Below are 26,092 nucleotides of genomic sequence, written 5' to 3'. Positions count from 1 at the left end.
ATTTTAACTATTATTGACAATATCTATGACAGTAAAATAGAACTATTAACTATACTTATTTAACTGAACACACAATAAAAATAAGATTATGTGCGGAGCAAATCATATGAAAAAAATGCTACTCTCACTTGCAATTACAGCAGCACTTGCTGGTTGCGGCGGCGGTGAAACGTTAGAAGATGTCAAAAATGACACTCCACCGGTTATTCCTACAGCAACCGTTTATTTTGACCCTGCCAACGGGGATATTTCCGTACCTAATGATTTATTAATGAGCGGAACAAAAGATGGCACAATTAATATACCTAATGAACTAGACGAGGATGGTGTTTCAGTACCACGAACTGATTATGCAGATCCTTCTATGGCTTTAGGCGCACTGGATGGCTGGTCTAGTCAAGTTCCGTATAAAATTGATTTGATAATGCCTAACTTCGTCAGTGATGATGTACCTAATGGCGTTAGTTTAGATGCAGCCTCTGCAGGCGCGCCTGGTGCCGTACGCATTTTTGAAGTCATTATGGGGGCTAGTTTAACAGATGCAGAGTGCTCACAGGCACCTGCAGGCGCTGCTTGTAAGTTAGTGGGTGAACTTACATTTGGTGTTGATTTCGTAACTCAAGCCAGTGGCGATGCCGTGGTAGTTATCCCTCTTAAGCCATTTAAAGCGGGCAGTTCGTACATAAATGTTTTAACAACCGAATTAAAAGACTCCCTTGGTCGCTCAATTGAGCCTTCATCTACCTATGGTTTGGTTAAGCAAGAAGCGCCTTTGATTACTGAATCACAACTTGCACTGCAAGGGGTAGTTAATAGTTACGAAAATGTTGTGACCTCTGGTGGAGCTATCAGTAAAGACGAAATTATTTACTCTGCTGCCATGACAATCCAATCAGTAGGACCCGTACTTAACACTATTAAATCAATGCTTGCTGGTAGTTTACAAAATTCAGCGTTACCCATGCCAGCTTTGCAAGTATCAACCTCTACACCAGAGACTATGATCAATGTACAAACAGTATTAGGCTTGCCTGATACACCAGAGTATGCACTTTTCAAAGCAACAGAGTATCAAAAGGGTAGTATTATGCTACCAATGTACCTATCAACACCCAAAGGTACTGAAGTTGCTGATTTAGCAGATACATATTGGCAAGGCATGTGCGATAACGCGGTCGCTGTTCTGGGAGCTCAAGCTACTGCCGGGGATGCGTTCCAAACAGATCCAATTTCTATCAACGACGCTACGTGTGCTGCACTAAGTGATGGGCGCCTTCGTGACTTAGGCTTAGACTCAACAAAACATTTAACTAAATATAATTCAGTTCCTAAGACTCAGAGTATGGCTAATGTACCTGTGCAAATCACAAAGCCCATTCTACCAGTTCTAAATGCAATTCGTGCTCAATTAGACATGGATGCCTTAACAATGCCTGAAAATGGTTGGCCAGTTGTCATTATGCAACATGGTATAACCTCTAAAAAAGAAGATATGCTTGCATTAACGGCAATTCTAACCATGCAAGGCTTTGCCACAGTTGCCATTGATCATCCTGTTCATGGTGAACGGGGTATTGATGTAGATGGTGATGGAGAAGATGATTTCAATGCAACAACTAAGTCTGTGCTTGGTTATATGAATCTACAATCACTATTAGTTGCACGTGATAACTTAAGACAATCGGCAGCTGATTTACTTGGTTTACGTTTTGGTCTTAATTTTACAAATGACACAACATTAAACTCATCTGATGTCTCATTTATTGGGCACTCATTAGGTTCAATTGTCGCCCCTGCATTTGTGGCTCAAGCGAATACGCCGTTAGATAGTCAAATAGATGGATTATTTAATGTCAATACCGTTGCCCTAGCAAGTGGTGGTGGTGGCATCGCAAGCTTCTTGCTAGAGTCGGCGAGTTTTGGTCCATTTGTACAAGGGTCTGTTTTACTATCTGCAGGAACAGCAGAATCGGCTGAATTCGCAGCTTATATGTCTAATGAAGCAGTCTCTAACTGTGGTATTTATGGCGAGAATCAACAAGCCTATGTGACATGTGCATATTCAGAATACTATGGTTCATTGGTAAGTGCTGGCGAAACAACTAAAATTGCAAATATTCAAGATGTCATGACGCAGTTTGCGTTTGCAGCTCAAACAGTACTAGATAGCGGTGACCCAACTAATTATGCAACTTCTCTTGCGGCACTTGGAACACCCGTTTATATGAATGTTGTAGTTGGTGATGGCGCTGATAATTTACCGGACCAAGTAATACCACCCACAACGGTAAGTAATCCTCTTGCGGGTTCATTACCACTTGCTAATTTATTAGGTTTATCGTCGGTCGCAACGACACAAGGCCCTAATGCTGAACCAAGCAGTTATGTGGTCAAGTTTACTGATGGCGACCATGGCTCAGTGTTGTCGCCTGCGGCTAGTCCTGCGGTGACGTCTGAGATGCAGATGCAAATCGCTAGCTTCTTGAAAAGTCGTGGCTTGTTTTTACAAGTTACTAACTCAGATGTCGTAACTGAATAGATTTATAGTACTCAATTCAACCAATAAGTAAAAAGCCACCTTGTGTGGCTTTTTTTTATTGTAAAGCATGGTAAATTGTTGCTAATTAAATAAAAAGTACTTGGAGATATTTTTGGAATTTTTATATGAATATGGTTTGTTTTTCGCAAAAACCGTTACTTTTGTGATTGCTACTATAGCAGTTGTGACTATTGTTGTTGCTTCATCAGTTAAACCTAAAAGCAAAAAAGGTGAGATTGTTGTAGATGACTTATCTGAGCAATTAACAGAACTGAAAGATAACTTTATTTCGAGCACTTTATCGAAAAAAGAATTAAAAACGTATCAGAAAAAACAAAAAGCTGAGGCAAAAAAATCGCAACCAGCACCCTTACCTAGACTATATGTAATTGACTTTAATGGCAGTGTTGACGCTCATGAAGTTGATAGCTTACGTGAAGAAATTAGTGCTATTTTAACTTTTGCTGATAAAGAAAAAGACAGTGTACTTGTAAGATTAGAAAGTGGTGGTGGTGTAGTGCATGGCTATGGCTTAGCTGCGTCTCAACTACAACGATTAACGAAAGCAGATATTAACTTAACAGTGGCTATTGATAAGGTCGCAGCAAGTGGCGGGTATATGATGGCATGTGTTGCGAACAAAATTGTTGCTGCACCATTTGCTATTGTTGGCTCGATTGGTGTGATAGCGCAAATTCCTAATTTTAATAAAATATTAAAAAAGAACGACATAGAGTTTGAGCAGATCACCGCTGGTGATTATAAGCGAACGTTAACATTATTTGGTGAAAATACAGATAAAGGCCGTGAAAAGTTTAAAGAAGAAATTGAACAAACCCATGGCTTATTTAAGTCGTTTGTCACGCAGCAAAGACCAAGCTTAGATATTGACGCTGTCGCTACTGGTGAACATTGGTTTGCCACACAAGCGCTAGAGAAGGGCTTAGTAGACGAAATTAATACCAGTGATGATGTACTTATGGCGCAATACGAAAATAAGCAAATTTTTAAAGTAAGTTATAAAATTAAAAAGAACCTAAGTGACAAGTTTGCAATAGGCTTGTCTTCATCGCTGAACCGAGCGGGTGTAGCTTTATATTCACACTTCTCTAAATTAAAACCTTAATACCCCCCTAAATTACATAGGGCAGCCATTGGCTGCTCTAACTCCTATTTGTTAGCTTTGTGCTAACATATTAATAAACAAACCTTCAATGAATTAATGCTTAAGGATTAACTATGCTGTTTTCTTTCGAACTTATATTTAGTAAAACTTAATATAAAGTTAAGCTTTACTAAAAAATAATTGCAAATGCTATTGATTTGCATTTGGTTTGGTGTGTAGAATTACCGTTAATAGTCACACACTAAAACGGTAAAATAATGATATTGAAAAAAACACTTCTTAGTACTGCTATTTTGGCAGCGACACTTGGTTTAACTGCATGTGGTGGTTCAGACTCAAACGATAACAATAATGACACTGATACAAGCGTACCAACGAATACAGCCCCTACCGATATTTCCTTATCTAACTCAGCAGTGAGTGATGATGTGTTAGCAGCCCAAGTCGGTAGTTTGTCAGCCAGTGACGACAGTGAATCAGGTCTAAGCTTTACGCTTGCTGATGGCGAAGATAGATTTGAAATTGTTAATGACACGACGCTTAAACTTAAAGATGGCATTGCTTTAAACTATGAGCAAGAATCTGAAGTGACTGTTGCTATCACAGTGACTGATGCAGAAGGGTTAACATTTAGCAAAGAATTAGCCATCAGTGTTGATGATATCGAAGCTGTTGATGGTGAAAATGTATATGAATTTGCCTCTAAGCTTGGTAATGGTTCGTCAGTCAGTTATACCGGTCAAATTGCACGTCATGCCTTATCTGCTGAAATTAAAAGTTACGTTGGCCAGTTAACTGCTGAATATGTAACTAATAACAGTCTTACAGGTGAAAGCGTTAAAGCACAATTAATGGCACTTTGGGGTGACTATGAAGCTGTTAGAGATAACAGCATGAGCTTTGTACCAACAGATAGCAAACAAAAATCTTTTTTTGATATTTCTGAATCAGGTAAAGAGCTTACGGGTAAAGTGGCAGGTAATGATGGTGCCAAAATGTATAAAGAATGGCTAACAGAAGGCACATTTGTAGGCTGGACTGATTTTGGTACACAAGCAAAAACGCCTGAAGGCCTCATTTATTATTACTTTGATTTGTTAGCTGCCAATATAGATAAACATAATAGTGGTGAAGTGTTAACAGACCCTGCGGGTAACCCAATCACCAATTTATATATCACTGAGCAAGGTTTAGATTTAAATCAATTAATCCAAAAACACACTCTAGGTGCTGTTATGTTTTCTCAGGGAACAGATGACTACCTTGAGCAAGGCTTAGAGACTGATAATACAACAAGCCAAAAAGATGGCACTTTATACACTGCTTTAGAACATCAATTTGATGAAGGCTTTGGTTATTTTGGTGCAGCACGTAATTACTTAGAATACAGCGATGATGAAATTGCTGGCAAAGATGGCCGCGATGAATTTAAAGCGGGTTACAATGATTACTCAAGTGATGGTCAAATTGATTTAGCGTCAGAATATAACTGGGGAAACTCAACGAATGCTGCAAAACGTGACCGAGGTGCAGAAGTTCGTACTGATTTTACCGCAGCAGCGATGAACGCATTTATTGCCGGTCGTAAGCTTATTAATGAAGCGGTTGGCAACGATTTAACTGATGAGCAAATGGCTGAGCTTGAAGGATATCGTGATGATGCAGTTGCCAATTGGGAATATGCCATTGCCGCAACGGTTGTTCATTATATCAATGATACTATTGCCGATTTAGACACAATTGCTTCAGGTGAGTACACGGCAGATGATTTTACTAATTTAGCAAAACATTTCGCCGAGATGAAAGGTTTTGCATTGAACTTTCAATTTAGCCCATTCACTCCTTTTAATGCCGAAGAAAATGAAGGTCAATTTGCGCAATTACATACTCTATTTGCTGATGCGCCGGTGATTACGAGTGCTGATGCTATTGCTGAATATAAAGCGGACTTAGAACAAGCACGCGAGTTGATGCAGCAAGTTTATGGTTTTAATGCTGAGAATGTTAGCAACTGGTAAGCCAAGTGACATAGGCAAATAAGCCAATATAAAGGTTAGTGGATGACTTAGGTTTGAAACTAGCCTTTTTGTCGTTGTATAGGAAGTAGAAATGTATAAAGCAAATTTTAGCAAAATAGCATTAAGTATTGCCGTTGCAATTGCAATTACAGCATGTGGTGAAAGCACTTCAAGTAGCCAAGGCGCAGGGTTTAATGATACATCAAATGAAGTGACACAGCCGAGTACCGGCTCAGACTTTGATGAGGCACAGTTAGTAGCTAATTTAGTTGATAATGTTATCAGCAAAACATTCGAATTATTTCAAAACAAAGCACAGTCGCAGCAGCAGGCTATTAGCGAGTATTGTCATCTAGAACAACAGAGCGTTCAATCAAGTTCTGAGCAAGCAATTGCAGCCTTGGGTCAAGCACAATCAGCTTGGTTAGATACGATGGCTAGCTGGCAGCAGGCAGAAATGATGCAAGTTGGGCCATTAGTTACTAATAATGGCGAATTAAAAAGTCGTATTTACTCTTGGCCATCAATTAGCCGCTGTGGTATCGATCAGGATGTGGTTTATCATCAAGATAATATGATTAATCAAGATGCGTCGCGTCCATATGATATTACAGCTCGTACAGCAACACGACGAGGCATGTTTGCACTGCAACATGTGCTATTTAATCAGCAATTCGATCATCACTGTAGTGTTACCAATGATGCATTAGCCAATTGGAATAGCCGCACCATACATGAGAGGAAAATTGCGCGCTGTGAATTTGCTGTAACAGCCGCGACAGATGTTATTAACTCAAGTGCTGAACTGCTAGATAAATGGCAAGGCGATAATGGTTTTGCAATGCAGCTTAAAACCGCTGGCCAAGCAGGTTCACAGTTTGATAGCCCCCATGTGGCGTTAAATCATATTTCTGATGCGTTATTTTATCTCACAGAAGTAGTTAAAGACAAAAAAATTGCCGAGCCAATTGGTATATTTCCAAACTCTTGTGGTACATCCGCATGCCCTGAAGACGTTGAAAGCCTTGATGCAAAGAGCTCATTAGCCAATATTAAAGCGAATATCATTGCTTTTGAAGCCGTTTTATTAGGGCAATTAGAAGATCAAGAGGCGTTGATCGGTTTTGATGATTATCTCACTGATGAACAAGCAACAGATACACTAGAGCGTATGTTAACCGGCATTGCGGCTAGTAAAGCTGCGATTGCAGCCATTGAAACTGACCTTGGCACGGCTTTAATTAATAATGAAGAGCAAGTCCGAGATATCCATACGCAAGTCAAAACAATTACTGATGAATTGAAAAACGATTTTATTAATGAACTGGCTTTAGAATTACCAAAAACCTCTGCTGGCGATAATGACTAAGGAATGATAATGAAGTACACACAATTAGCCTTAGCAGTAAGTATTGCCGCTACAGGTTTTAACAGTTTAGCAAAAGACAATGAACTTGAGCACATACAGATAATTAGCCATCAGACGAGTTTACGAACAGAAGCAGGCTCAGCAACATTAATTGATGAGGCAACATTAGAACAGTTTGAATACGATGATATACACCGTATTTTAGCACAAGTACCAGGTGTAAATATTCGCCAGGAAGATGGCTATGGTTTGCGCCCAAATATCGGCTTTCGAGGGGTTACACCTGAACGAAGTAAAAAGATCACTATTTTAGAAGATGGTGTTTTAATTGGTCCGTCCCCTTATTCAGCACCAGCCGCTTATTATTTTCCACTTACTACCCGTATGACCGCTGTTGAGGTTTTTAAAGGACCAGCGGCGATTAAATATGGCCCACAAACAGTGGCGGGAACCCTTAACTTAGTCACTCGACAAGTGCCTGATTACTCCCTTGGTGCAATAGATTTAGCTATCGGCTCTGATGGCTATCAAAAAGCGCATGGCTATTATGGTGATCGAGTTGGTGATTTTGGCTTTTTAGTTGAAGGTGTCACATTACAAGCAGATGGCTTTAAAGAGTTAGATGGTGGTGGTGATACGGGGTTTGATAAAAATGATCTGCTAGTTAAACTTGATTATAAGATTACAGGGCAACAATTTGACCAACGTGTTGAGCTTAAGCTCTCGTATGCAGATGAATTATCTGATGAAACCTACTTAGGTTTGACTGATGCAGATTACGCTGTGAGCCCATACAGACGTTATGCCGCGAGCCAACCTGCGAATATGGATACTAAACATACTCAGGTGATGTTTACCCATCAACTGAGTGGCGAAGAGCTAAACTTAACAACTCGGATTTATCGAAACGATTATGAGCGTGCTTGGTTAAAACTTAATAGCTTATCAAATAGTACCGCGAGTTTATCTGATATTATCGCTTTTCCTGAACAATTTTCCCAGCAGTACGACGTAATTAGTGGGCAGCGGGATTCAGTGGTTGCAGGGGAGACTAATTACTTTTTAAATATGGGGACTAACGATAGAAGTTATTACTCACAGGGTGTTCAATTAGATGGTAATTGGCAGCTACCGCTATTTGGCTTAAAGCATAATGTGTCGTTTGGCTTGCGTTTTCATCAAGATGAAATTGAACGTAATCATTATGTTGATACCTTTGCCATGACGGATGGTATCAATACAATCGTGCCAGATTCTCGATTAAATACTACGCAAAATACTGAATCAACAGATGCTTGGTCAGTGTATATTGAAGATCAAATGACCATAGATAACCTTACTCTCGGATTAGGTCTAAGAGGGGAATTTATGGCTATGCATTACCAAAATGATAGCCCTGAGCAAGCCAATGATTGGCAGCAAAAAAATAGTCAAATCTGGTTACCAGGCGTAAGTGGCTTTTATCAGTTAAGTGAAAATGCAGGTTTGTTATTTGGTGTGCATCAAGGCTTTGTTCCTTCTAGTCCTGCAACGGCGGTAAAAGACGGTGAAGATGAGTTTGAAAAAAGCGTGAATTATGAATTGGGTGGCCGTTTTAATAATGGTAACACAGCCCTTGAAGTGGTTGCTTTTTTTAATGACTACAGTAATTTGACCGAGAGCTGTGGGCAATCAAACTGTGGTAGTCAAGCTCAGCTAGATCGCTCTTTTAGTGGCGGTGAAGTGGATGTTTGGGGGCTTGAAACTCAATTTATGCACACTTACACATTAACAGAAACGCTCGATCTACCCATTAACTTTACGTATACCTACACTGATAGTGAGTTTAAAGAAGCTTTCTTTTCTGAATTTATACAGTGGGGCCATGTAAACGCTGGGGATAGCTTGCCATATTTAGCCGACCATCAAGCGAGCTTAAATTTAGCTGTGCGTCACCAAGATTGGTATGTAGATATGCTAGTTAAATATACCAGCGAAATGCCAGAAACAGCAGGTGTTTCATATGAAGGATTTGATCTGGCGCTTGCAGGAAAATACGTACCCGCACGTACCGTGGTTGATTTAGCTGCAGGGTATGATTTAGCGAATTATGGCCAAGTTTATGTAAAATTAGATAATGTTTTTGAAAATGATAAATTGGTTAGTCGCCGCCCTTATGGTGCAAGGCCCAGTAAACCAAGAACATTCACATTAGGTTATAAATTTAGCTTTTAAATGAGATAAGCCATGATAGATACAATTTGGCAAACATTGGCGCAAACGCCAGGCTATTTGTTTGACCCCAATAAACGCATTTTTATTGGTTATATTGTCATGGCTTTTTTTCTGGCTTTATGTGTTTATGGCATGCGTAAAAGTAAGAAATCGGCTCACGGTTTTTTTCGTTTTCTGTTTGCTAAAAAAATATGGTGGGCGCCTAGTGCTCGTCAGGATTACCAGTTATGGCTTTATAACCGCATTTTAAAAGCACTTTTGTTTGGCCCCATTGTTTTAACTATGGTACCTATTGCCTTGGCGACAACAGAGCTTATCGAGAGTGTTTTTGGCGCGCCTTCTCCATGGCAGTTATCAAACTGGTCAGTGGTCGTTATATTCACTTTATTACTATTTATTGCAGATGATTTTTCTCGGTTTTTATTACACTATGCGTTACATAAGGTGCCTTTTTTATGGCACTACCATAAAGTGCACCATTCAGCGAAAGTTTTAACCCCGTTTACAATTTACCGTTCACATCCCTTTGAAAGTTATTTATACGCATGTCGTATGGCATTAGCACAAGGGATTGTAGTGGGTCTTTGTTTTTATTTATTTGGCACGCAGCTCTCTATGTTTGATGTACTAGGAGCTAACGTGTTCGTATTTGCTTTTAACGCTATGGGTTCAAACCTGCGTCACTCACATGTCTGGCTCAGTTGGGGGAGACGTACTGAGAATTGGTTTATTAGTCCTGCGCAACATCAAATTCACCACAGTGATAACCCAAAGCACTTTGATACAAATTTAGGCTCAGCATTAGCTATTTGGGATAAGCTTTTTGGTACTTTGATCCGTGCTGATCAAGTTGGAAAAATTACCATTGGTGTTGGTAACTATGATGCGGGACACCATTCTATTTGGGCTATTTATACTAAGCCGATAATAGACTCGTTTAAAAGTGTTATTCCTAAGCGGATCAGGCTGGCAAAAAAATCCACTGAAATATCGAATAAAACGGTATGAACTAAAGATAAAAAGCCAGCTACTGCTGGCTTTTTATCTATTACGAAAACTTAGCTCGTTTTTTGGTGGTAGTCTTCTAACTCTTTTGCGGCATTAGGGTCATTAAAAACAGTTTCATCTAATTGGCCTTCAGACTTTGCAACCACACAGGTCACCATACAGTCTCCGGTGACGTTGACGGCTGTACGAGTCATATCAAGCAAACGGTCTACACCAATAATAATCGCAATCCCTTCAACCGGTAAACCTACTTGGTTAAGCACCATAGCCAGCATAATTAAACCTACACCCGGTACGCCTGCCGTACCAACAGAGGCTAAGGTTGCAGTTAAAATAACCATTAAATAATCTGACAGGGTTAAATCAACACTGAATACTTGTGCTATAAATACCGTAGCAACACCTTGCATGATGGCAGTACCATCCATATTAATCGTGGCACCTAAAGGAACGGTAAATGAGGCGACCGAGTTATTAGCGCCAAGTTTTTTAGTCGCTGTTTCTAATGTGATAGGCATAGTGGCGCTAGAGCTTGAAGTACTAAAGCCAAACAAGCAGGCATGCTTCATTTTCTTTAGAAAAGTAATTGGATTTAAACCAGTGAGCAGTTTTAATAAAATTGAGTAGTTTACAAACGCATGAATTGCTAAGGCAGCCATTACTACAGCAAAATATTTAGCTAAGCTGACAATTAAATCAAGCTCTATAGTGGTAAATAGTTTTGCCATTAAGCAAAACACACCGTATGGAGCAACATTCATCAGTAAGGTTACCAATTTTAAAATGACGGTGTTTAAATCTTCAAAGACGAGCGCAACACGCTTACCGGGTTTACCGCTAAGCGCCATAGCTATACCAAACAATAATGAAAAAACGATGACTTGTAGCATATTGCCATTTGCCATTGCATCGATTGGGTTGGTAGGAAACATATCGATGATAACTTGAGCTAGAGTGGGGGCTTCTTTAGCACTGTAAGCGGCTTCTGATGGTAAGTTAATTCCTTCACCAGGGTTAACTAAAAGCGCAAGGGTCATAGCGACAGTGATAGCAATTGCTGTGGTAATTAAATATAAACCAATAGATTTGCCACCTAAACGGCCTAATTTTTTTGGATCACTTAAACTGCAGGTACCACAGACTAATGATACAAATACTAATGGTACAACCAGCATTTTTAAGCTGGCGATGAATATCTGCCCACCAATATGAAATAAACCATCGACAAAGAAGCTTTTAATTGGCAAAGAGAATAACCCAAGCGGGATTAGGTAATCGTCTTCGCCAGCTAAAATAGCTTGGAAAATAAAGCCTACAGCCACACCTAGGGCCATGCCAATCATAATACGGGTAGTTAAACTCATTGAACGGATTTTCGACATAGTTACAATCTATTTTTATAAATTTGTCATAGACTAACAGTATGCAAATTTTTATACAGAAAAAATCGATAAATATCTTAAAAAAATTAATTTGATAAAACAGCCAATAAAGATCTAAAAAGTTGTGATTTCAGTGCCAGTTTTAGGTTAATATTGAGTAAATATATTTTTCAATAATTAATAACAAACGCTAGGGAGAGGTCAATGCCTTTAATTCGATGGCTCAGTGTTGTGATGTTCAGTTTTTTACTCGCAGCCTGTGGTGGTGGCGGTTCAATTGAAAAAGATGGGGGAAGTATTGATGGCGATGATACTGACACTTCAGCTTATACAATTACAGTGCAAGGTTATACACAAAATACAACTGACGAATCGAACTCAGTGACCGCTGAGATACCTCTGGAAATTGTCGCCACTGTCAAAAATGATGGCGTCGCGGTATCCGCTCAGCGCGTAACATTTACTCTAGCAGATGACATAGGTTCATTAGATCCTGTGTCTGGCTCTGCATTAACAAACAGCGATGGTGAAGCATCTATAACGCTTACAGCAGGCACTGTTGAAGGTGCAGGTGAAATAACGGCAACGGTTACTATAGGTGAAGTAACTGAAAATGCTACATTTACGTTCAATTCTACGGGCGATGGTGGTGATTCAAGTGTTGTTGGCACCTATGCTCTTTCTCTACAAATACGCGATCAATCTGGCGCTACATTTTCTGATGAAAACCCTGTTAGTAAAGATAATAAAGGAGTTGTTACTGCAACGTTAACTGAAGATGGGGCACCTCTAGCTGGCCAACTAATAAGCTTTGTTTCGAACTTTACGGGGAAAATCACACCCGAGTTGGGCACCGCTCTCACCAATGAAAGTGGTGAGGCTAAAGTAACTCTAAGCAGTGGCTTATTAAAGGGGGCAGGGCAAATTGTTGCTACGTATCAACCTGAAAATAATGATGCTATTTCTAAAACTGTCGGGTTTATTTCAAGTGGTGATGATGCGTCAGTCGAAACGGCAGTTGCCAATGTTGATATTAAGCTTTTAAAAGGCTGTGATGACGACTGGGATCAAAATAGAAATACAGCCTCGCTTGAATCAACGTATTTAACGTCTGGCTGTACTGAGGTGAATCAATTTTCATCAGAAGAATTGATTGATGTGTTAGTAAAAGTAACAGATACAAGTTCGGGTGATGGCTTCGCTGGAATTATCAGCGAAACAAGCACTGACCTTGGTAGTTTGCTACCTGATTCGGGTAAAGCGCTTACTGATAATTTTGGTTTTGCGTTATTAAAATTACAACCTGGAGCTAACAGTGGAGCAGGTGAAATAACTGCTACATCTAAATCTGCCTCAAGTCAAAAGGCATTTGAAATTGCAACAGCTGATTTAACAGTAACGATTGATAACGGGCTTTATAATAAACTCGATGAAGGCGGTAACATCATTGAAGGTGAATTCTTACCACTTGCCGCGGGCGCTACCACGGTCATAACAGTTAAGATATTTGACACAGATGGTAATTTAGTCGTGTCGCCATTAGATGTTGAATTCACATCTGGTTGTGTGCAGAATGATTTATCAGTTATAGATACCAGTACTACAAGTATTAGCGGTGTTGCTACAGCTACTTATCGTACAAATGGCTGTAATGCTGCACAAGGAGATACTGTTAGAGCAACGGTACTGACAGGAGGAACGCTTATTGCTGAAGTTAATGTGCCTGTATCTACTGCCCCCATCGAATCTATAGAATTTATTGATGCAACAGAGTCTGTCATTGCACTCAAAGGAACTGGTGGTCAAGGTCGTTCAGAAACCTCAGAAATCACTTTTAAGTTAAAGGATAAAATAGGCAAAGAAGTACAAAGCAATCGTATAGATTTCCGTTTAAGCTCGACCAATGGCGGAATTAGTTTATCGGATAGCAGTGTATTTACTGATGCAGAGGGTTTAGCGAGAGTACAAGTTAATGCTGGTTTTGTGCCTATGTCTGTGCGTGTTCAAGCATGTTATATACCTGATGAGCAAATTCCAGAAAATCAAACTGATAACATTACTTGTTGGCAAGATGTTTACTTAGAGTGCCAAAAAGACCCTGCTGATAGAGGCGAAAATGTGACATGTCCTACAGGGGAATTATCTTTAGTTTCCCTAGACGAGCAAATCACCACTGTATCAGATCTTGTTTCTATCAGTTCAGGTTTACCTGATGGTAATAGTTTTACTGCAGGTGCAGCGATTATAAATATTGAGGCCTTGGACTATATTGGCGATTTAAATGAAATTTCAGTTTATTTAGCTGATCATTTTAATAACCCTGTACCAGATGGCACTGCGGTATATTTAACCACTGAAGGTGGTGCAGTGGGAACTATTGATGGTGAGGTTTTTAATCCTCAACTAGAGTGCCGTACTGTAGATGGTGGATGTAATGCACAGTGGAGGAGTCAAAACCCTAAACCATTTACTGAAGCTAAATGGGGCAATCAGATCTCTTCAATCAACCCCAAAACAAATACTATTAACTGCGATTTATATTTTAATAGTGCCGCGCCTTGTATGGCAGGTATTTTAAATGCAGCATTTAATGACAATGGAGTTCCATTAGGTGGTAGAGCAACTGTATTAGTGACAGCGAAAGGACAAGAGTCTTTTATTGATATAAATGGCAATGGTCTATTTGATACAAACGAATATTATAGTGGCTATGATTTAGCTGAGGCCTTTGTCGATCATAATGAAAATGGTGTTTATGATGGTCTAGCAGCTACTTATGACCCTGTCACGGCCAGCGTGGTAAATGGTGCCGAATTTTGTCAAGATGGTGATGAAAATGACCCATGTAGTCCAGAAAATACAAACGGCGGTCATTTTGAAGAAGCAAACTTTGATATTGATTTAAATGGGATGCATACCTTAGCTGATGGGAAATATAATGGGTTATTATGCACAGAAGGTGCAACCATGCCTACCGATGATGCAACTTTTGAAAGCTTGTGCACAAAAGATTTAATAGATGTGCGTGATTCGTTTGAAATTATTATGTCAGGTAGTACTGTATATAGCCGCTTCGTAGTATTAAAAACGGAGCTACAAAGCGTGTTTGCTGCTAATCTCAATGAAATAGAACGTGATGAGGAAGAAGAGCCTATTTTAGATGAAAATGGCAATTCAATTTTGACTGCTAACGCGGTACAGCTTGCACTCGATATTGAAAGTTGCAACTCTATTTATGTCACGGCTGGAGATATATCAACTGAGGTAGTCGTAGACTTAGAACCTACTAATGAAACTGCGTATTGTGATTTAGGTGCAATTAATTTAAGCCCAAATGAGGTAAATAGTGTAGAGGCTTTATCTTTTAGTTTATACTATTCAGACCGCTATAATAACCCTATCCCTTCAGGTACAAATATATCAATTAGTACAGATAATGGAAAGTATAGCGGTACGGATGGTTTTGTCATGTTAGAAAGTGCTGCTACTTCTGCACATTCAATCCCTCTTTCGATAAGCCGAGAAAGTGAGCCAAATGACAGTGCAAGTGGTTTCTTATCTATTGTGTTTACTACACCAAAAGGGGTTGAAACTACAGCGCAACTAGCAATTAGAGATGCGGGGTAAGTTAGCTTAAATTTATTGTTTAGCAAAAATGCCAACCATTAGGTTGGCATTTTTGTATCTATTCTTATATATTCCACTGCAAATATGTAAAAACACCGTTTTGTCTAAATTAAAGGCAATAATTGTTTAATTAATCATTAAAAATAGAAAAGTTTCGATTAAAAGCTTGTAACAATTGGTGTTTGTAGATATACCTATAAATATTCGTGCCCGAAGTGGGCTAAACACATTTAAAATATTTGGTTAGAAATAGGCAACTATGGGCAAATCGCTAGTAATTGTAGAGTCTCCTGCTAAGGCTAAAACAATTAATAAATATCTAGGAAACGATTTTATCGTCAAGTCCTCTATTGGGCATGTGCGAGATCTTCCTACCTCAGGTTCTGGCAAAACCAAAACTGCGCCGACTAAAACACCAGCTGAAGTGCGCAAAATGTCTCCTGAAGATAAAGCGGCTTATAAAAAGCAGCGTGATTATACTAACCTAGTTGCTCGGATGGGGATTGATCCGGAAAAAGGCTGGGAGCCTCATTATGAAGTTCTTCCCGGTAAAGAGAAAGTCGTTCAAGAATTAAAAAAGCTTGCTGAAAATGCTGACCAAATCTATCTCGCAACGGATTTGGATAGAGAAGGGGAAGCTATTGCATGGCACCTCGAACAAATTATAGGTGGCGAGCCCGAAAAATATAAACGCGTGGTTTTTAATGAGATCACTAAAAATGCGATTCAACAAGCGTTTGAAACCCCTGGTGAGCTAAATACCGATATGGTTTACGCTCAGCAAGCTCGTCGTTTCTTAGACCGAGTTGTTGGTTTTATGGTGTCGCCATTATTGTGGGCAAAAGTAGCACGAGGCTTATCCGCAGGGCGTGTACAATCAGTTGCAGTTCGTTTGTTAGTTGAGCGTGAACGTGAGATTAAAGCGTTTATTCCTGAAGAATTTTGGGATATTCATGCTGATGTAAAAAATACTGAGTCGAACTTACGTCTGGAAGTGACTAAGCAAGTTGATAAACCGTTTAAACCGGTCAACGAATCACAAGCAATGGCCGCGGTGGCATCACTTGAAAACGCACAATACAAAGTTGTCAGTGTTGAGGAAAAACCAAGTAAAAGTAGACCAAGTGCGCCTTTTATTACCTCGACAATGCAACAAGCGGCAAGTACTCGCTTAGGTTATGGTGTTAAAAAGACCATGATGTTAGCTCAGCGCTTGTATGAGGCCGGTTACATCACCTATATGCGTACTGACTCAACTAACTTGTCAAAAGACGCTGTAGGTATGTGTCGTGACTATGTCGTAGAACAGTTTGGGCAAAAGTACTTACCAGAAAACCCAATTAATTACAGTTCAAAAGGCAATGCACAAGAAGCACATGAGGCGATTCGTCCATCTAGCGTCACTGTGTTATCAGGCCACCTTGATGGTGTAGACCCAGATGCGAAAAAACTGTACGAGCTAATTTGGCGTCAGTTTGTGGCGTGCCAAATGGTACCAGCTGAGTATGATTTAACAACGCTCACTGTGGCGGCAAATGATTTTCATTTAAAAGCTAAAGGACGTGTATTACGCTTTGATGGTTGGACACGTGTACAGCCGGCAGTACGTAAAAAGAATGAAGAAGATCAATCTTTACCTGCAGTAAAAGAAGGTGAAGTCCTGACCTTGATAGAGCTTGATCCTAAGCAACACTTTACTAAGCCGCCAGCGCGTTTCAGTGAAGCAAGTTTGGTTAAAGAGCTTGAAAAGCGGGGGATAGGTCGTCCATCTACTTATGCATCTATTATCTCAACTATACAAGATCGGGGTTATGTCCGTGTTGAAAACCGCCGTTTCTTTGCTGAGAAAATGGGCGAGATAGTAACAGATCGCTTAGTTGAAAATTTTACCGATTTAATGAATTTCGACTTTACTGCAAAAATGGAAGGTCGTTTAGATGATATTGCGGAAGGCGAACGTGTTTGGACTCAGGTTTTAGATAAATTTTACGCTGACTTTTCTACCCAGCTTACCATTGCAAGTGGTGAAGAAGTTGAAGGTGGAATGCGTAAAAATGAAATGGTCGAAACCGACATCGATTGTCCAACGTGTTCTCGTAAGATGGGCATTCGAACCGCCTCTACAGGTGTATTCTTAGGTTGTACAGGGTATAACCTGCCACCAAAAGAGCGTTGCACGACTACTATGAACCTAGTTTCAGGTGATGAGGCAGTAGCAGCCGATGTTGAAGATGTAGAAACCGAAACCTTAATGCAAATGAAGCGTTGCCCAATTTGTGAAACGGCGATGGATTCATACTTAATTGATGAAACGCGTAAATTACATGTCTGTGGTAATAATCCAGGCTGTAAAGGTTACGTGGTTGAACAAGGCACCTTTAAGATTAAAGGTTATGATGGACCTATTATCGAATGTGATAAATGTGGTTCGGACATGCAGCTCAAATCCGGTCGCTTTGGGAAGTATTTTGGTTGTAGTAACGACGAGTGTAAAAATACCCGTAAGTTATTGCGTAATGGCGAAGCTGCGCCACCAAAAGAAGATCCGGTCCAATTACCAGAGCTAGAATGTGAAAAATCAGACGCCTACTTTGTATTGCGTGACGGTGCTGCGGGTATTTTCTTAGCAGCTAATACATTCCCTAAGTCTCGTGAAACACGTGCACCAAAAGTGGAAGAGCTACAACGTTTTAGAGACCGTATTTCGCCGAAATTTTATTACTTAGCAGATGCACCAGCTAAAGACCCTGATGGCAACCTAGCTGTAGTACGTTATAGTCGTAAGAATAAAGAGCAATACGTAATGACAGAAGTTGAAGGTAAAGCAACTGGTTGGACTGCGCATTACAATGCTGGAAAGTGGGTTGAAGAGGCGAAGAAAAAAGCCGCACCTAAAAAGAAAGCCCCAGCTAAAAAAGCTGCAGTGAAAAAGACCGTCACTAAAGCGAAGTAAGCGGCTGAATAAATAAAGTCGCGCATTAAGCTGTTTGCTAAAAAAGAAAAACCGGGATGTACAACCTTGTACCATCCCGGTTTTTTATTTTGATAAATAAGCTATTTAAATATTTACGTCAGTTATTTTTTTGTAGCCTTCACTCTCAAGTTCATCATTTACGCATTTTAAAACGTAGGGTTTAAGCGCTTCATTGCTGATATCGTCATCTTTAGCCCAATCTAAACACATCTCGGTGTATTCTTGAATAGTCTCAGCAGAGGCTTCAACTTCATCCTGTGCTACAGCAGAGGTAATAGTTAGACTAAAAAGTGGTGCAACGATAAGTGCGAGCAATGCTTTGTTCATTTGTTCATTCCTAAATAGTGTATATGCCCAATGCTATAAGTATTGGTTATTAATTAATGCCGTTTCATATGCATAGGGTATGACGATTACTTTTTATAAGTAACAGTTAGCCAATAGAGAAATGCTCAGTTGGTAGTGGAATTCTTAATCGAAATGAGAATAAAAGAAAACGAAAAATTTTTATCGTTAAGATAAAATAAATATACCATGAAAACGCTGTAAGTATTTGTATCACAATACAAACTCGTTTAAAGTCTGTTTTTTAGTAAATTAAGAGCGTTATGGACCACCAAGTAACCAATAAAACCCCGCGCAAAGCAGGCAAAGCCGAATTTGCCCTTGAATCATTTATATTTCGTGGACGATGGCTACTGGCTCCATTTTTTGTTGGCTTATTGTTTGCGGTTGTTTTATTACTTATCAAGTTTTTTAAACAGCTATACCTTATGGGTGTGGCGACCTTTACCGCAACAAATCAAGAGCTGTTAGTTGGTATTTTAACGTTAGTAGACACCGCATTGTTAGCAGGATTATTACTAATCATCATTTTTAGTGGTTATGAAAACTTTGTCTCCAAGCTCAATATTGACAATCATGAAGATCGTCCTGCATGGATGGGAAAGGTGGGGTTTTCAGGTTTGAAAATGAAGCTTATTAGCGCGATCGTTGCTATTTCAGCGGTCGAGCTATTAAAAGTATTTATTAGCTCGTCAGCCTACACAAGTGAAGAGCTTATTTTAAAAGTAGTGATACACGTCACATTTGTATTCTCTGGCGTATTGTTTGCACTAACTGATTTCATAAACAGTAAAACTCAAAGCCATTAAGCTCAGCGGTAGGTAGGCTTAAACAGCCTACCTGAGAGCTGTTATTTAAATATTACCAACCACATCGCCTTTAAACTGGGCTCTTTTCCATACATATTCATGCCCATTTTAAAAATCCGTGCGGCACAAATTCGTAAATAATAAAAACAGACAAAACTCAGTAAGAGTGCAAGCAATGGTTGCCAAAAAGGTAATTCAACTAATGACATACGCACAGGCATTACTGCAAATGCTGTAATGGGCAAGTAACTCAATACTATGCTTAAAACACTATTTGGTGTATCCATTATAAAAAAAGCAATGGCAATTGGGGCTATGGGAAGCATCATTAATGCGCTTTTGCTACTGTGGTTTGGGTCATCAATACCAGCGGCAATCGCTGCCATAAATGCAGCGCATATACCCAATCCAGAAATCGCAAATACAGCAAACCAAGGTAGCATAGCCCAGTTTATAAAATCTAAACTCAATGTTTGTTGCTTTATAACCACGGTGAAAAATAGCATAGAAAGTATAATAGAGAGTAATGTGCCGAACATGGTTTTAACTGCTAATAAAATCTGCCCGGTAAGTTTACCATCAATCCATGTTTGCGGTGTCATAGTGGCCATTAACTGCTCGGTTACTCGATTTTGTTTCTCACCAGTAATACTTACAAACAACTGACCAAATACCCCAAACATTGCAATAAATAGTAAAATCAACACACCAAAAGCAGTGTATGTTTGGCTTTTATCAGCTTGATTTTTAAGCTCTTCATTTAGAATATAATGTTCAACGTCTGTATTTTTAGCTAAACCATCACGTTGCGCTTGAGTTAGGTTAATTGCATCGAGTTGTGCTTGTTTGAGCGCTGAATTGAGCTGGCTTTTTAATGGAGTTTGCCAGGTGTCTTTTTCAGCAGTTATGAGTGTGTACTTTGTAGTTATGAAATCATATTTGAGTAAGCCATCATAGTCATTAGTCTGATTTAACTTATGTTCGAGCTCATTGAGATCATCGACCTTAATGAATTTAAATGTAGAGTCAATGTGGGTTGCTAACTCAAATGATGTATTGACAGCGATATTATATTGTTTGGCAAGATGCATATTGTTAGTAGCAAAAAAATAAATAATTCCCGCAATGACCAGCATGATAAGTTTAGAAATAATTTCTTGTTTTAATTTAAAAAAATGCAAGAACTCCCATTTTGCGACAGTCCAAATTTGTTTGTGTGTCAGTGAGCTTTGCTTGTTCATGATGCTGCTCCTTGATGAACTTCATTATTATGTTCAGCGACTGCTTGTAAATAAATTGAATGTAAGGATTGTGATTGGTTTCTAAGCTCACTAATATTTCCAACTCTGATTAAGATTGGCAGTAATTGACTGATTGGTTGTTCTTTATCTAACGTTATAGACAAGTGATTAGCGCTGAGTTGTTTACTTTGGTAAGAATCTAAAAGAGCGTATTGCTCTGGCTCGATAGACTGCTCAAAAATGACATCAATCACGTTGTTATTAAATTGTTTAAAAATATCTTTAAGCTGACCATATAGTACGCTTTGGCCCTTATTTAACAGTAGTACTCTATCCGCTAGCTTTTCAACCATGGCCATTTGGTGTGCACTGAGCAAAACGGTCATGCCTTGTTGTTTTAATTCAGCTAAAAACTCTACGACTAACTCTTGGTTGATTGGATCAAGCCCGGAAAATGGTTCATCAAGAATAACCCATTTAGGTTTATGTAAGATGGCTGTGATCAGTTGTACTTTTTGTTGATTACCTTTGGAGAGAGATTTAAGAGGGTCATTTATGCGCTCAACTAAGTTGAATTTATCTAGCCAATGTTGGCAGCGGCTATTAAAATCAGTGGCTGTAACGCCATGCAGTTGAGCAAAAAATTGTAAATTTTGCTTAACTGTTTTTTCGGGGTAAAGCCCTCTATCCTCAGGCAAATAGCCTAATAAGTGAGTTGGAATTGTACAATAGGCTGTACAGTCATCGGTTAGTTTAATGGAGCCCGCATCGGGGTAAGTAAACCCAACCAGCATTTTCACAAGAGACGATTTCCCAGCTCCATTCGGGCCTAGTAACGCAAAAATTTCACCAGGTTGCACGTCAAAAGACAGGTTATTTACTGCGGTTACTTTATCGTAGTGTTTTTCGAGATTTGAGATGATTAACGACATAGGCGCCTTACGGTGTTGTTTTAATAAGTGTAATTGTTTAGTAAATTTAATGTAACTAAAAATTTGTAAGAAAAAGTGTAAACAATCAAGGAACAGTGTCATACTAATCGTGATATTTCGCGAGTGGAAAGTTCTAATGGTTAAGCAATTTCTAATTGTCCCTAGTTTACTTTTAAATGCCGTAGGGGAGGGAATATACATCGGCCCTGGTATATAAAAGCGGTCAATTCATCGCTGCAGTCGCGGTATCTTGTGATGTCTCAAAGCAACACTAAACTTAATTGACTTTACGTTAAGGATTAACGCAAGCTATTGACTTAATTTAATAACTTGGAGGTGAGAATAGCTATCTTACGGCATAGTGAACTATGCATACCTTATAGAAAATTCCATATACTTTAACCATTATTAATAATAACGCAGCAGCCATTTTGCTAGCGAATTTCATTCAAGGAGTTTGATATTGCAACATTTAAGAGTCCGCAGAATACGCAAGTGAAGTCAGGTGTTATGAAGCAAATACCCGTGACTGTTGTAGCTGACGGCTATGACTTAGGTTATAAAATGACAAAACTAGAGTTTGTTGTTACAGCAAGTGAAGATGCAAGTATTACACAAACATAGCCTAGTTTGTTTTGTCGAACTAATAATTTGAATAAATTTTTAAAGTTTAATATGCAGGCTCTGTCATTATCTTTTCAATATAAGATTTGGCCTCATCTAAACTATTAAAGAGGTAATCTTGAATGTCTAAATTCACATCTGCGCTGTGTAATACTCGTTGCATCTGATTTGTCACAAGAGTTGAGCCTAAAACATAAGCACTGGCTATGCAGCCTTCTTTGATCATGTGGCTGGTAAGGTTGATAAAGCCTTTTTCTGCTTCAGGTGTTGCAGCTTGTACAGATAAAGAGTTACTAATATAGCCCCAAGGAGTTCCTGCAAAAATTTTAACGCGATTTATTAGTGCCTGACTGAAATCGTTAACTAAGCGCTCGTTAATATAGCCGGTAAAATGAGCTATGATAATGTTACTTTCATGTTGCAAACTGACCTGACCATACTTGTTTTTAAATTCCAATTTCAATCCTTGCCTAATTCAAAAGAGCGCGAATTTTATACAAATTTAAGTTTATGTCTAGTTCTTTATTACTGCTTTATAGAGTTTGCATATATTATCTTCACTTAATTTTTATGCGTGATTTTTATACATTGAAATGGACCAATATGAATATTTTAGCCGATAATATTCAGTCATAGCGGTATACACATTTTGGTCCTAAGTGTTAATTAATTTGCTAAAATGTAATCTAATCCGCCAGTAATAGCGGCAACTTGAGCAAGTATACATTCTTCATCTGTAGCTGTGGGGCTATCAGGATAAACCTCTGTGGTGGTGACATATTTCGCATCTGTAAAGCCCATACATAAACCTAACTTTCGAGCGCTGTAATTAATTACACCCAGTTGCTCTTGAGGCACACCAATTAATTGATTGTTCTCATCACTTGGCGCAATGTGGGTGACTTGGGCAACTGTTTTAATTATTGCTGTTTGAAATGCAGGCTCTGGTTTTACTGAATCTGCAACGAGGTAAAACCCATCAGGTATATTCCAATTGGTATTTACCGTACCTTCACGAGCGGCAAGGGCTAGTCTAAACTCGCTGTTATCAGTGTCAGTGGTTTCATGTAAATCAATATGTGCAATCGGCGCAATATTGTTGTTTTTCATATAGGCCATAATGGCTGCTGACTCAGGGGCTGGGCTGTCAGTATAAAAAGAGCGGTTAGGGTCTATGGCCGCAGGGTTCCAACGATTAATCGTTTCGTATCCCCAAGGGCTGATGCAAGGTGCAATAAGCAAATTAAAATGTTCACTGTAGTGCGCAGCTTTTGTTTTTACAAACCGCAATGCTCCATGTACACCACTGGTTTCATAGCCATGAACACCACCGGTTACTAATATGCACGGTTTATCGGCTTGCCAGTTTCTAGATTTGATGACATAAAGCGGGTAGTTTTTTATCTCGTACTCTAGTGCACCGTACTGCTCAACATCAAACTGTTGGCTTAATTCGTCAATAGCAGAGACAACTTGCTGCTGGTAGCTTCGCTTGATAATTTGGTTATTAAACCATTGCTGTTTTTCTTGGTTTGACCAAGGTGTCCCGACGGTGCCAATTGGGTATGTTTTTTCGCTCATAAAACCTTCATCTTTAACAATAAAGGCCATAGCTTATCTATGCAGATACGTCAGCGCAACTAACTGGCACTAATACCGCTGTATAAATTGGCATATTGTCGCTTATGCACATTAAATAAATAGGCACGAAGGTGTTCTTTTCCTTCATGAATGTGGGTTATTTTAGCGGCAATTCCTTGCCTACTCTGTCTAACTGGCTCTACAGTCAAGGTAATATGTTGTTTATTAGGCAGGTCAAATTGAACTTGTTGATTGCAATGCAACATGACCCGTTTATTAGTTGACTTTAAAACTATACCGGTGCTTGATATGGATTCAATATTAAAATCATCACTTTTAATATTTAACTTATCCCAGCGCCAACTTCGTTTAACGCCATGAGTATCAATGACTTCAGGCGCACTTAAAACCGGCGTAAAAATACCGTCTCTATTCGATTTGAATTCAAGTGGAAACCATAACTGGTACTGTCCAACTTCAGCTAATAAAGTTAATTTTGCATTATTAAAAAGGTGAGCAATTTGATTTGGAATAACACTTTGCACAGTAAGTTTTTGATTTTTTGGTATCTGAGGTTCACTCGGTGTTTTAAATAGATCAGATAAAAAAAGTAATTCTTCGTTTGAAAAGCCCATAAGTACCTCCTGTACAATTTAAGTGTAAATTAACTAAATTTCGATTTTGGTTCAATACTTTAATCGGAGCTGACGTTGTTTAATTACTAAAGAACGGCCGTAAAATTCAAAATGTGAAATCTACACGGAACAGGCCTGACCCGCGGACTAAATGATGTTTAGGGGATGATGAAATTAGAAGAGGTTAGGGCGGTGTAGAGTTTTCATCATACCGCCCTAAAAATAGCATCGTGAAGATATACTTCAGAGGCTTTATGTTGTCAGATGTTAATATTTAAAGCCAATAGAGGTCTGTAATCTAAAATTATCAGCCTGTTCATTTGCAAAGCTTTCTACTTTACCGTATTGAAGTTCAACACCTACACGCGACATCGGGGTTGGGTTCCAAATGATATTAATATTAGAGTATAAAGAGCTGTGCAAGGCACGGCTACGCTGTGTGTCTATATTATCAATATCGACGTAACCAAAACCAACTGAGCTGGTGTATTGTTCGTTCCATTGGTGATCTAAATAAGCATAACCTGCGGTGATTGGAATGGCTTTAAGATTACCACTGCTTGATATTCCTGCATCACTGCCTCCTGTGGCTACGCCGTCAGCTTGACCATCTGCATAGTAACTACAACAAGTGTCGTTAATATAGCGACCAATGCCTTCACCTGTGGCTAGTTGATACTTAAATGTATTTTTACTATCGAGCGCATATTTGCCGGTTAAATTGATACCCCAGCCAACCACTTTGTCACTATCAGTCGTCGTTTCATAACCAATCTGGCGTAAAATTAACGACGATTTAAAGTAGCCTTTTGCAAAGTTATTAATATAGGTCGCTGTTATATCAGGGAGGTCGTTCTGCTCTTTAAACAATAACTCATTACCTGAAACAAAGTTTGGTAGTGCAAGATCTGCATCAGACTTTTCTATTGTAAACATCAGCTTATCATCTGGATTAAGGCTATGGTTGTATCTTATTTGTGGCTGACGAGCAAAAACCACCGCATTAGGCCCCCAATAATCCAATATATTTGGGAATGCGTCTATATCCATAAAACCAGAGAACGTTTGCCCTGCGCCCCAACTACCAAGTTCGCCCCATAAATGTGTTAAATTGAATTTGGCATTACCTTGGGTATCAAATAAATCAACACCAATACGCGTGATCATGGCGCCATATTTAGTAGGAGTATAGCTATTTACGGTGAGGTTGGATTGGCCAGCACTAAGCGTTGTATTATCACTGGTTGCTCCCTTATCATATGAGATTGAGGAAGGCTGAAAACCTGCTCTATTGGTCATCTCACCGTCATCATAAATGGCATCAAGCCAAATTTGCCCACTGATTTGTAGGCTAGTATCTGAGTTTGTTAATTCGATACTTTTGTCAGGTGTTGCAAATTGGTGGCTAGGGCGCTTGATAAATGAATTGTGTAAAGCAGAGGCTATGGCCACCTCAGCGGCTTTATCTGCCATTCTTGCATTGATAGCGCTTTGTTGTTCTAGCTGTTCAATTTGTTTATCTTTTTGGGCAACTTGTTTTTCAAGTGCACTCAGACGTTGTTCTAATTCATCTAACTGCGCTTGGGTTTGCGCGGCATTTACAGATTGAACATTGATACTTGTAAGTACGGCTGTTGCAATGAGTGAATATTGTATTAACTTCATAAT

17 protein-coding genes are annotated in these 26,092 nt (G+C 39.2%); 9 read left to right on the top strand and 8 right to left on the bottom strand.

Annotated features, from left to right (window positions below):
- The first annotated feature begins 106 nt into the window (after positions 1–106).
- The 6 genes from NQT69_RS02655 (at position 107) to NQT69_RS02630 (ending at position 10,274) form a co-directional block, all read left to right on the top strand.
- Positions 107–2,539 (top strand): VolA/Pla-1 family phospholipase, encoded by a 2,433-nt coding sequence (locus tag NQT69_RS02655; protein ID WP_256826159.1) that lies wholly within the window; start codon positions 107–109, stop codon positions 2,537–2,539.
- A 112-nt stretch (positions 2,540–2,651) separates the two neighbouring features.
- Positions 2,652–3,665 carry a protease SohB gene (sohB, locus tag NQT69_RS02650; RefSeq protein WP_256826158.1) on the top strand — a complete coding sequence of 338 codons (1,014 nt, stop codon included), beginning with the start codon at positions 2,652–2,654 and terminating at the stop codon, positions 3,663–3,665.
- Positions 3,666–3,922: 257 nt separating this feature from the next.
- Positions 3,923–5,683 carry a DUF4856 domain-containing protein gene (locus NQT69_RS02645; RefSeq protein ID WP_256826157.1) on the top strand — a complete coding sequence of 587 codons (1,761 nt, stop codon included), beginning with the start codon at positions 3,923–3,925 and terminating at the stop codon, positions 5,681–5,683.
- 91 nt (positions 5,684–5,774) lie between these two features.
- The gene (locus tag NQT69_RS02640) at positions 5,775–7,052 is read left to right on the top strand and encodes an imelysin family protein (RefSeq protein ID WP_256826156.1); all 1,278 of its coding nucleotides are present in this window, start codon (positions 5,775–5,777) and stop codon (positions 7,050–7,052) included.
- Positions 7,053–7,061: 9 nt separating this feature from the next.
- Positions 7,062–9,266: a TonB-dependent receptor family protein gene (locus NQT69_RS02635; protein WP_256826155.1), complete on the top strand. Its 2,205-nt coding sequence runs from the start codon at positions 7,062–7,064 to the stop codon at positions 9,264–9,266.
- Between the two features lie 12 nt (positions 9,267–9,278).
- Entirely contained in the window at positions 9,279–10,274 is a 996-nt protein-coding gene (locus NQT69_RS02630) for a sterol desaturase family protein (RefSeq protein ID WP_256826154.1), read from the top strand.
- 50 nt (positions 10,275–10,324) lie between these two features.
- Here NQT69_RS02630 and NQT69_RS02625 read toward each other — a convergent pair whose 3' ends face one another.
- Positions 10,325–11,656 carry a dicarboxylate/amino acid:cation symporter gene (locus NQT69_RS02625; protein ID WP_256826153.1) on the bottom strand — a complete coding sequence of 444 codons (1,332 nt, stop codon included), beginning with the start codon at positions 11,654–11,656 and terminating at the stop codon, positions 10,325–10,327.
- Between the two features lie 204 nt (positions 11,657–11,860).
- On the opposite strand from NQT69_RS02625, the gene NQT69_RS02620 reads away from it, so the two are divergent.
- Positions 11,861–15,283 (top strand): hypothetical protein, encoded by a 3,423-nt coding sequence (locus NQT69_RS02620; protein WP_256826152.1) that lies wholly within the window; start codon positions 11,861–11,863, stop codon positions 15,281–15,283.
- 259 nt (positions 15,284–15,542) lie between these two features.
- A complete protein-coding gene (topA, locus tag NQT69_RS02615; protein ID WP_256826151.1) occupies positions 15,543–18,236 on the top strand; it encodes a type I DNA topoisomerase in 2,694 nt (897 codons plus the stop codon).
- A gap of 105 nt (positions 18,237–18,341) precedes the next feature.
- Here the strand turns inward: topA and NQT69_RS02610 are convergent, their stop codons facing one another.
- Positions 18,342–18,584 (bottom strand): hypothetical protein, encoded by a 243-nt coding sequence (locus NQT69_RS02610; RefSeq protein ID WP_256826150.1) that lies wholly within the window; start codon positions 18,582–18,584, stop codon positions 18,342–18,344.
- Between the two features lie 281 nt (positions 18,585–18,865).
- Here NQT69_RS02610 and NQT69_RS02605 point away from each other — a divergent pair, with 281 nt between their 5' ends.
- On the top strand, positions 18,866–19,411 hold the full coding sequence (locus NQT69_RS02605) for a TIGR00645 family protein (RefSeq protein ID WP_256826149.1): 546 nt from the start codon (positions 18,866–18,868) through the stop codon (positions 19,409–19,411).
- 41 nt (positions 19,412–19,452) lie between these two features.
- On the opposite strand, the gene NQT69_RS02600 is transcribed toward NQT69_RS02605, so the two are convergent.
- The 6 genes from NQT69_RS02600 to NQT69_RS02575 form a co-directional block, all read right to left on the bottom strand.
- Entirely contained in the window at positions 19,453–20,652 is a 1,200-nt protein-coding gene (locus NQT69_RS02600; protein WP_256826148.1) for an ABC transporter permease, read from the bottom strand.
- Positions 20,649–21,584, bottom strand: coding sequence for an ABC transporter ATP-binding protein (locus tag NQT69_RS02595; protein WP_256826147.1), 936 nt, complete (start codon positions 21,582–21,584; stop codon positions 20,649–20,651). The genes NQT69_RS02600 and NQT69_RS02595 overlap by 4 nt, the downstream gene beginning before the upstream one ends.
- A 670-nt stretch (positions 21,585–22,254) precedes the next feature.
- Positions 22,255–22,665 (bottom strand): hypothetical protein, encoded by a 411-nt coding sequence (locus NQT69_RS02590; protein ID WP_256826146.1) that lies wholly within the window; start codon positions 22,663–22,665, stop codon positions 22,255–22,257.
- Between the two features lie 209 nt (positions 22,666–22,874).
- Entirely contained in the window at positions 22,875–23,789 is a 915-nt protein-coding gene (locus NQT69_RS02585) for a M14 family metallopeptidase (protein WP_256826719.1), read from the bottom strand.
- A 59-nt stretch (positions 23,790–23,848) separates the two neighbouring features.
- Entirely contained in the window at positions 23,849–24,424 is a 576-nt protein-coding gene (locus tag NQT69_RS02580; RefSeq protein ID WP_256826145.1) for a hypothetical protein, read from the bottom strand.
- A gap of 267 nt (positions 24,425–24,691) precedes the next feature.
- Positions 24,692–26,089 carry a DcaP family trimeric outer membrane transporter gene (locus NQT69_RS02575; protein WP_256826144.1) on the bottom strand — a complete coding sequence of 466 codons (1,398 nt, stop codon included), beginning with the start codon at positions 26,087–26,089 and terminating at the stop codon, positions 24,692–24,694.
- Positions 26,090–26,092 lie beyond the last annotated feature (3 nt).

This window comes from Pseudoalteromonas shioyasakiensis (assembly GCF_024518675.1).
Classification (GTDB): domain Bacteria; phylum Pseudomonadota; class Gammaproteobacteria; order Enterobacterales; family Alteromonadaceae; genus Pseudoalteromonas; species Pseudoalteromonas shioyasakiensis_B.
The sequence above is the reverse complement of the archived record's forward strand: the minus strand, read 5'-3'. Positions and strand labels throughout refer to the sequence as shown.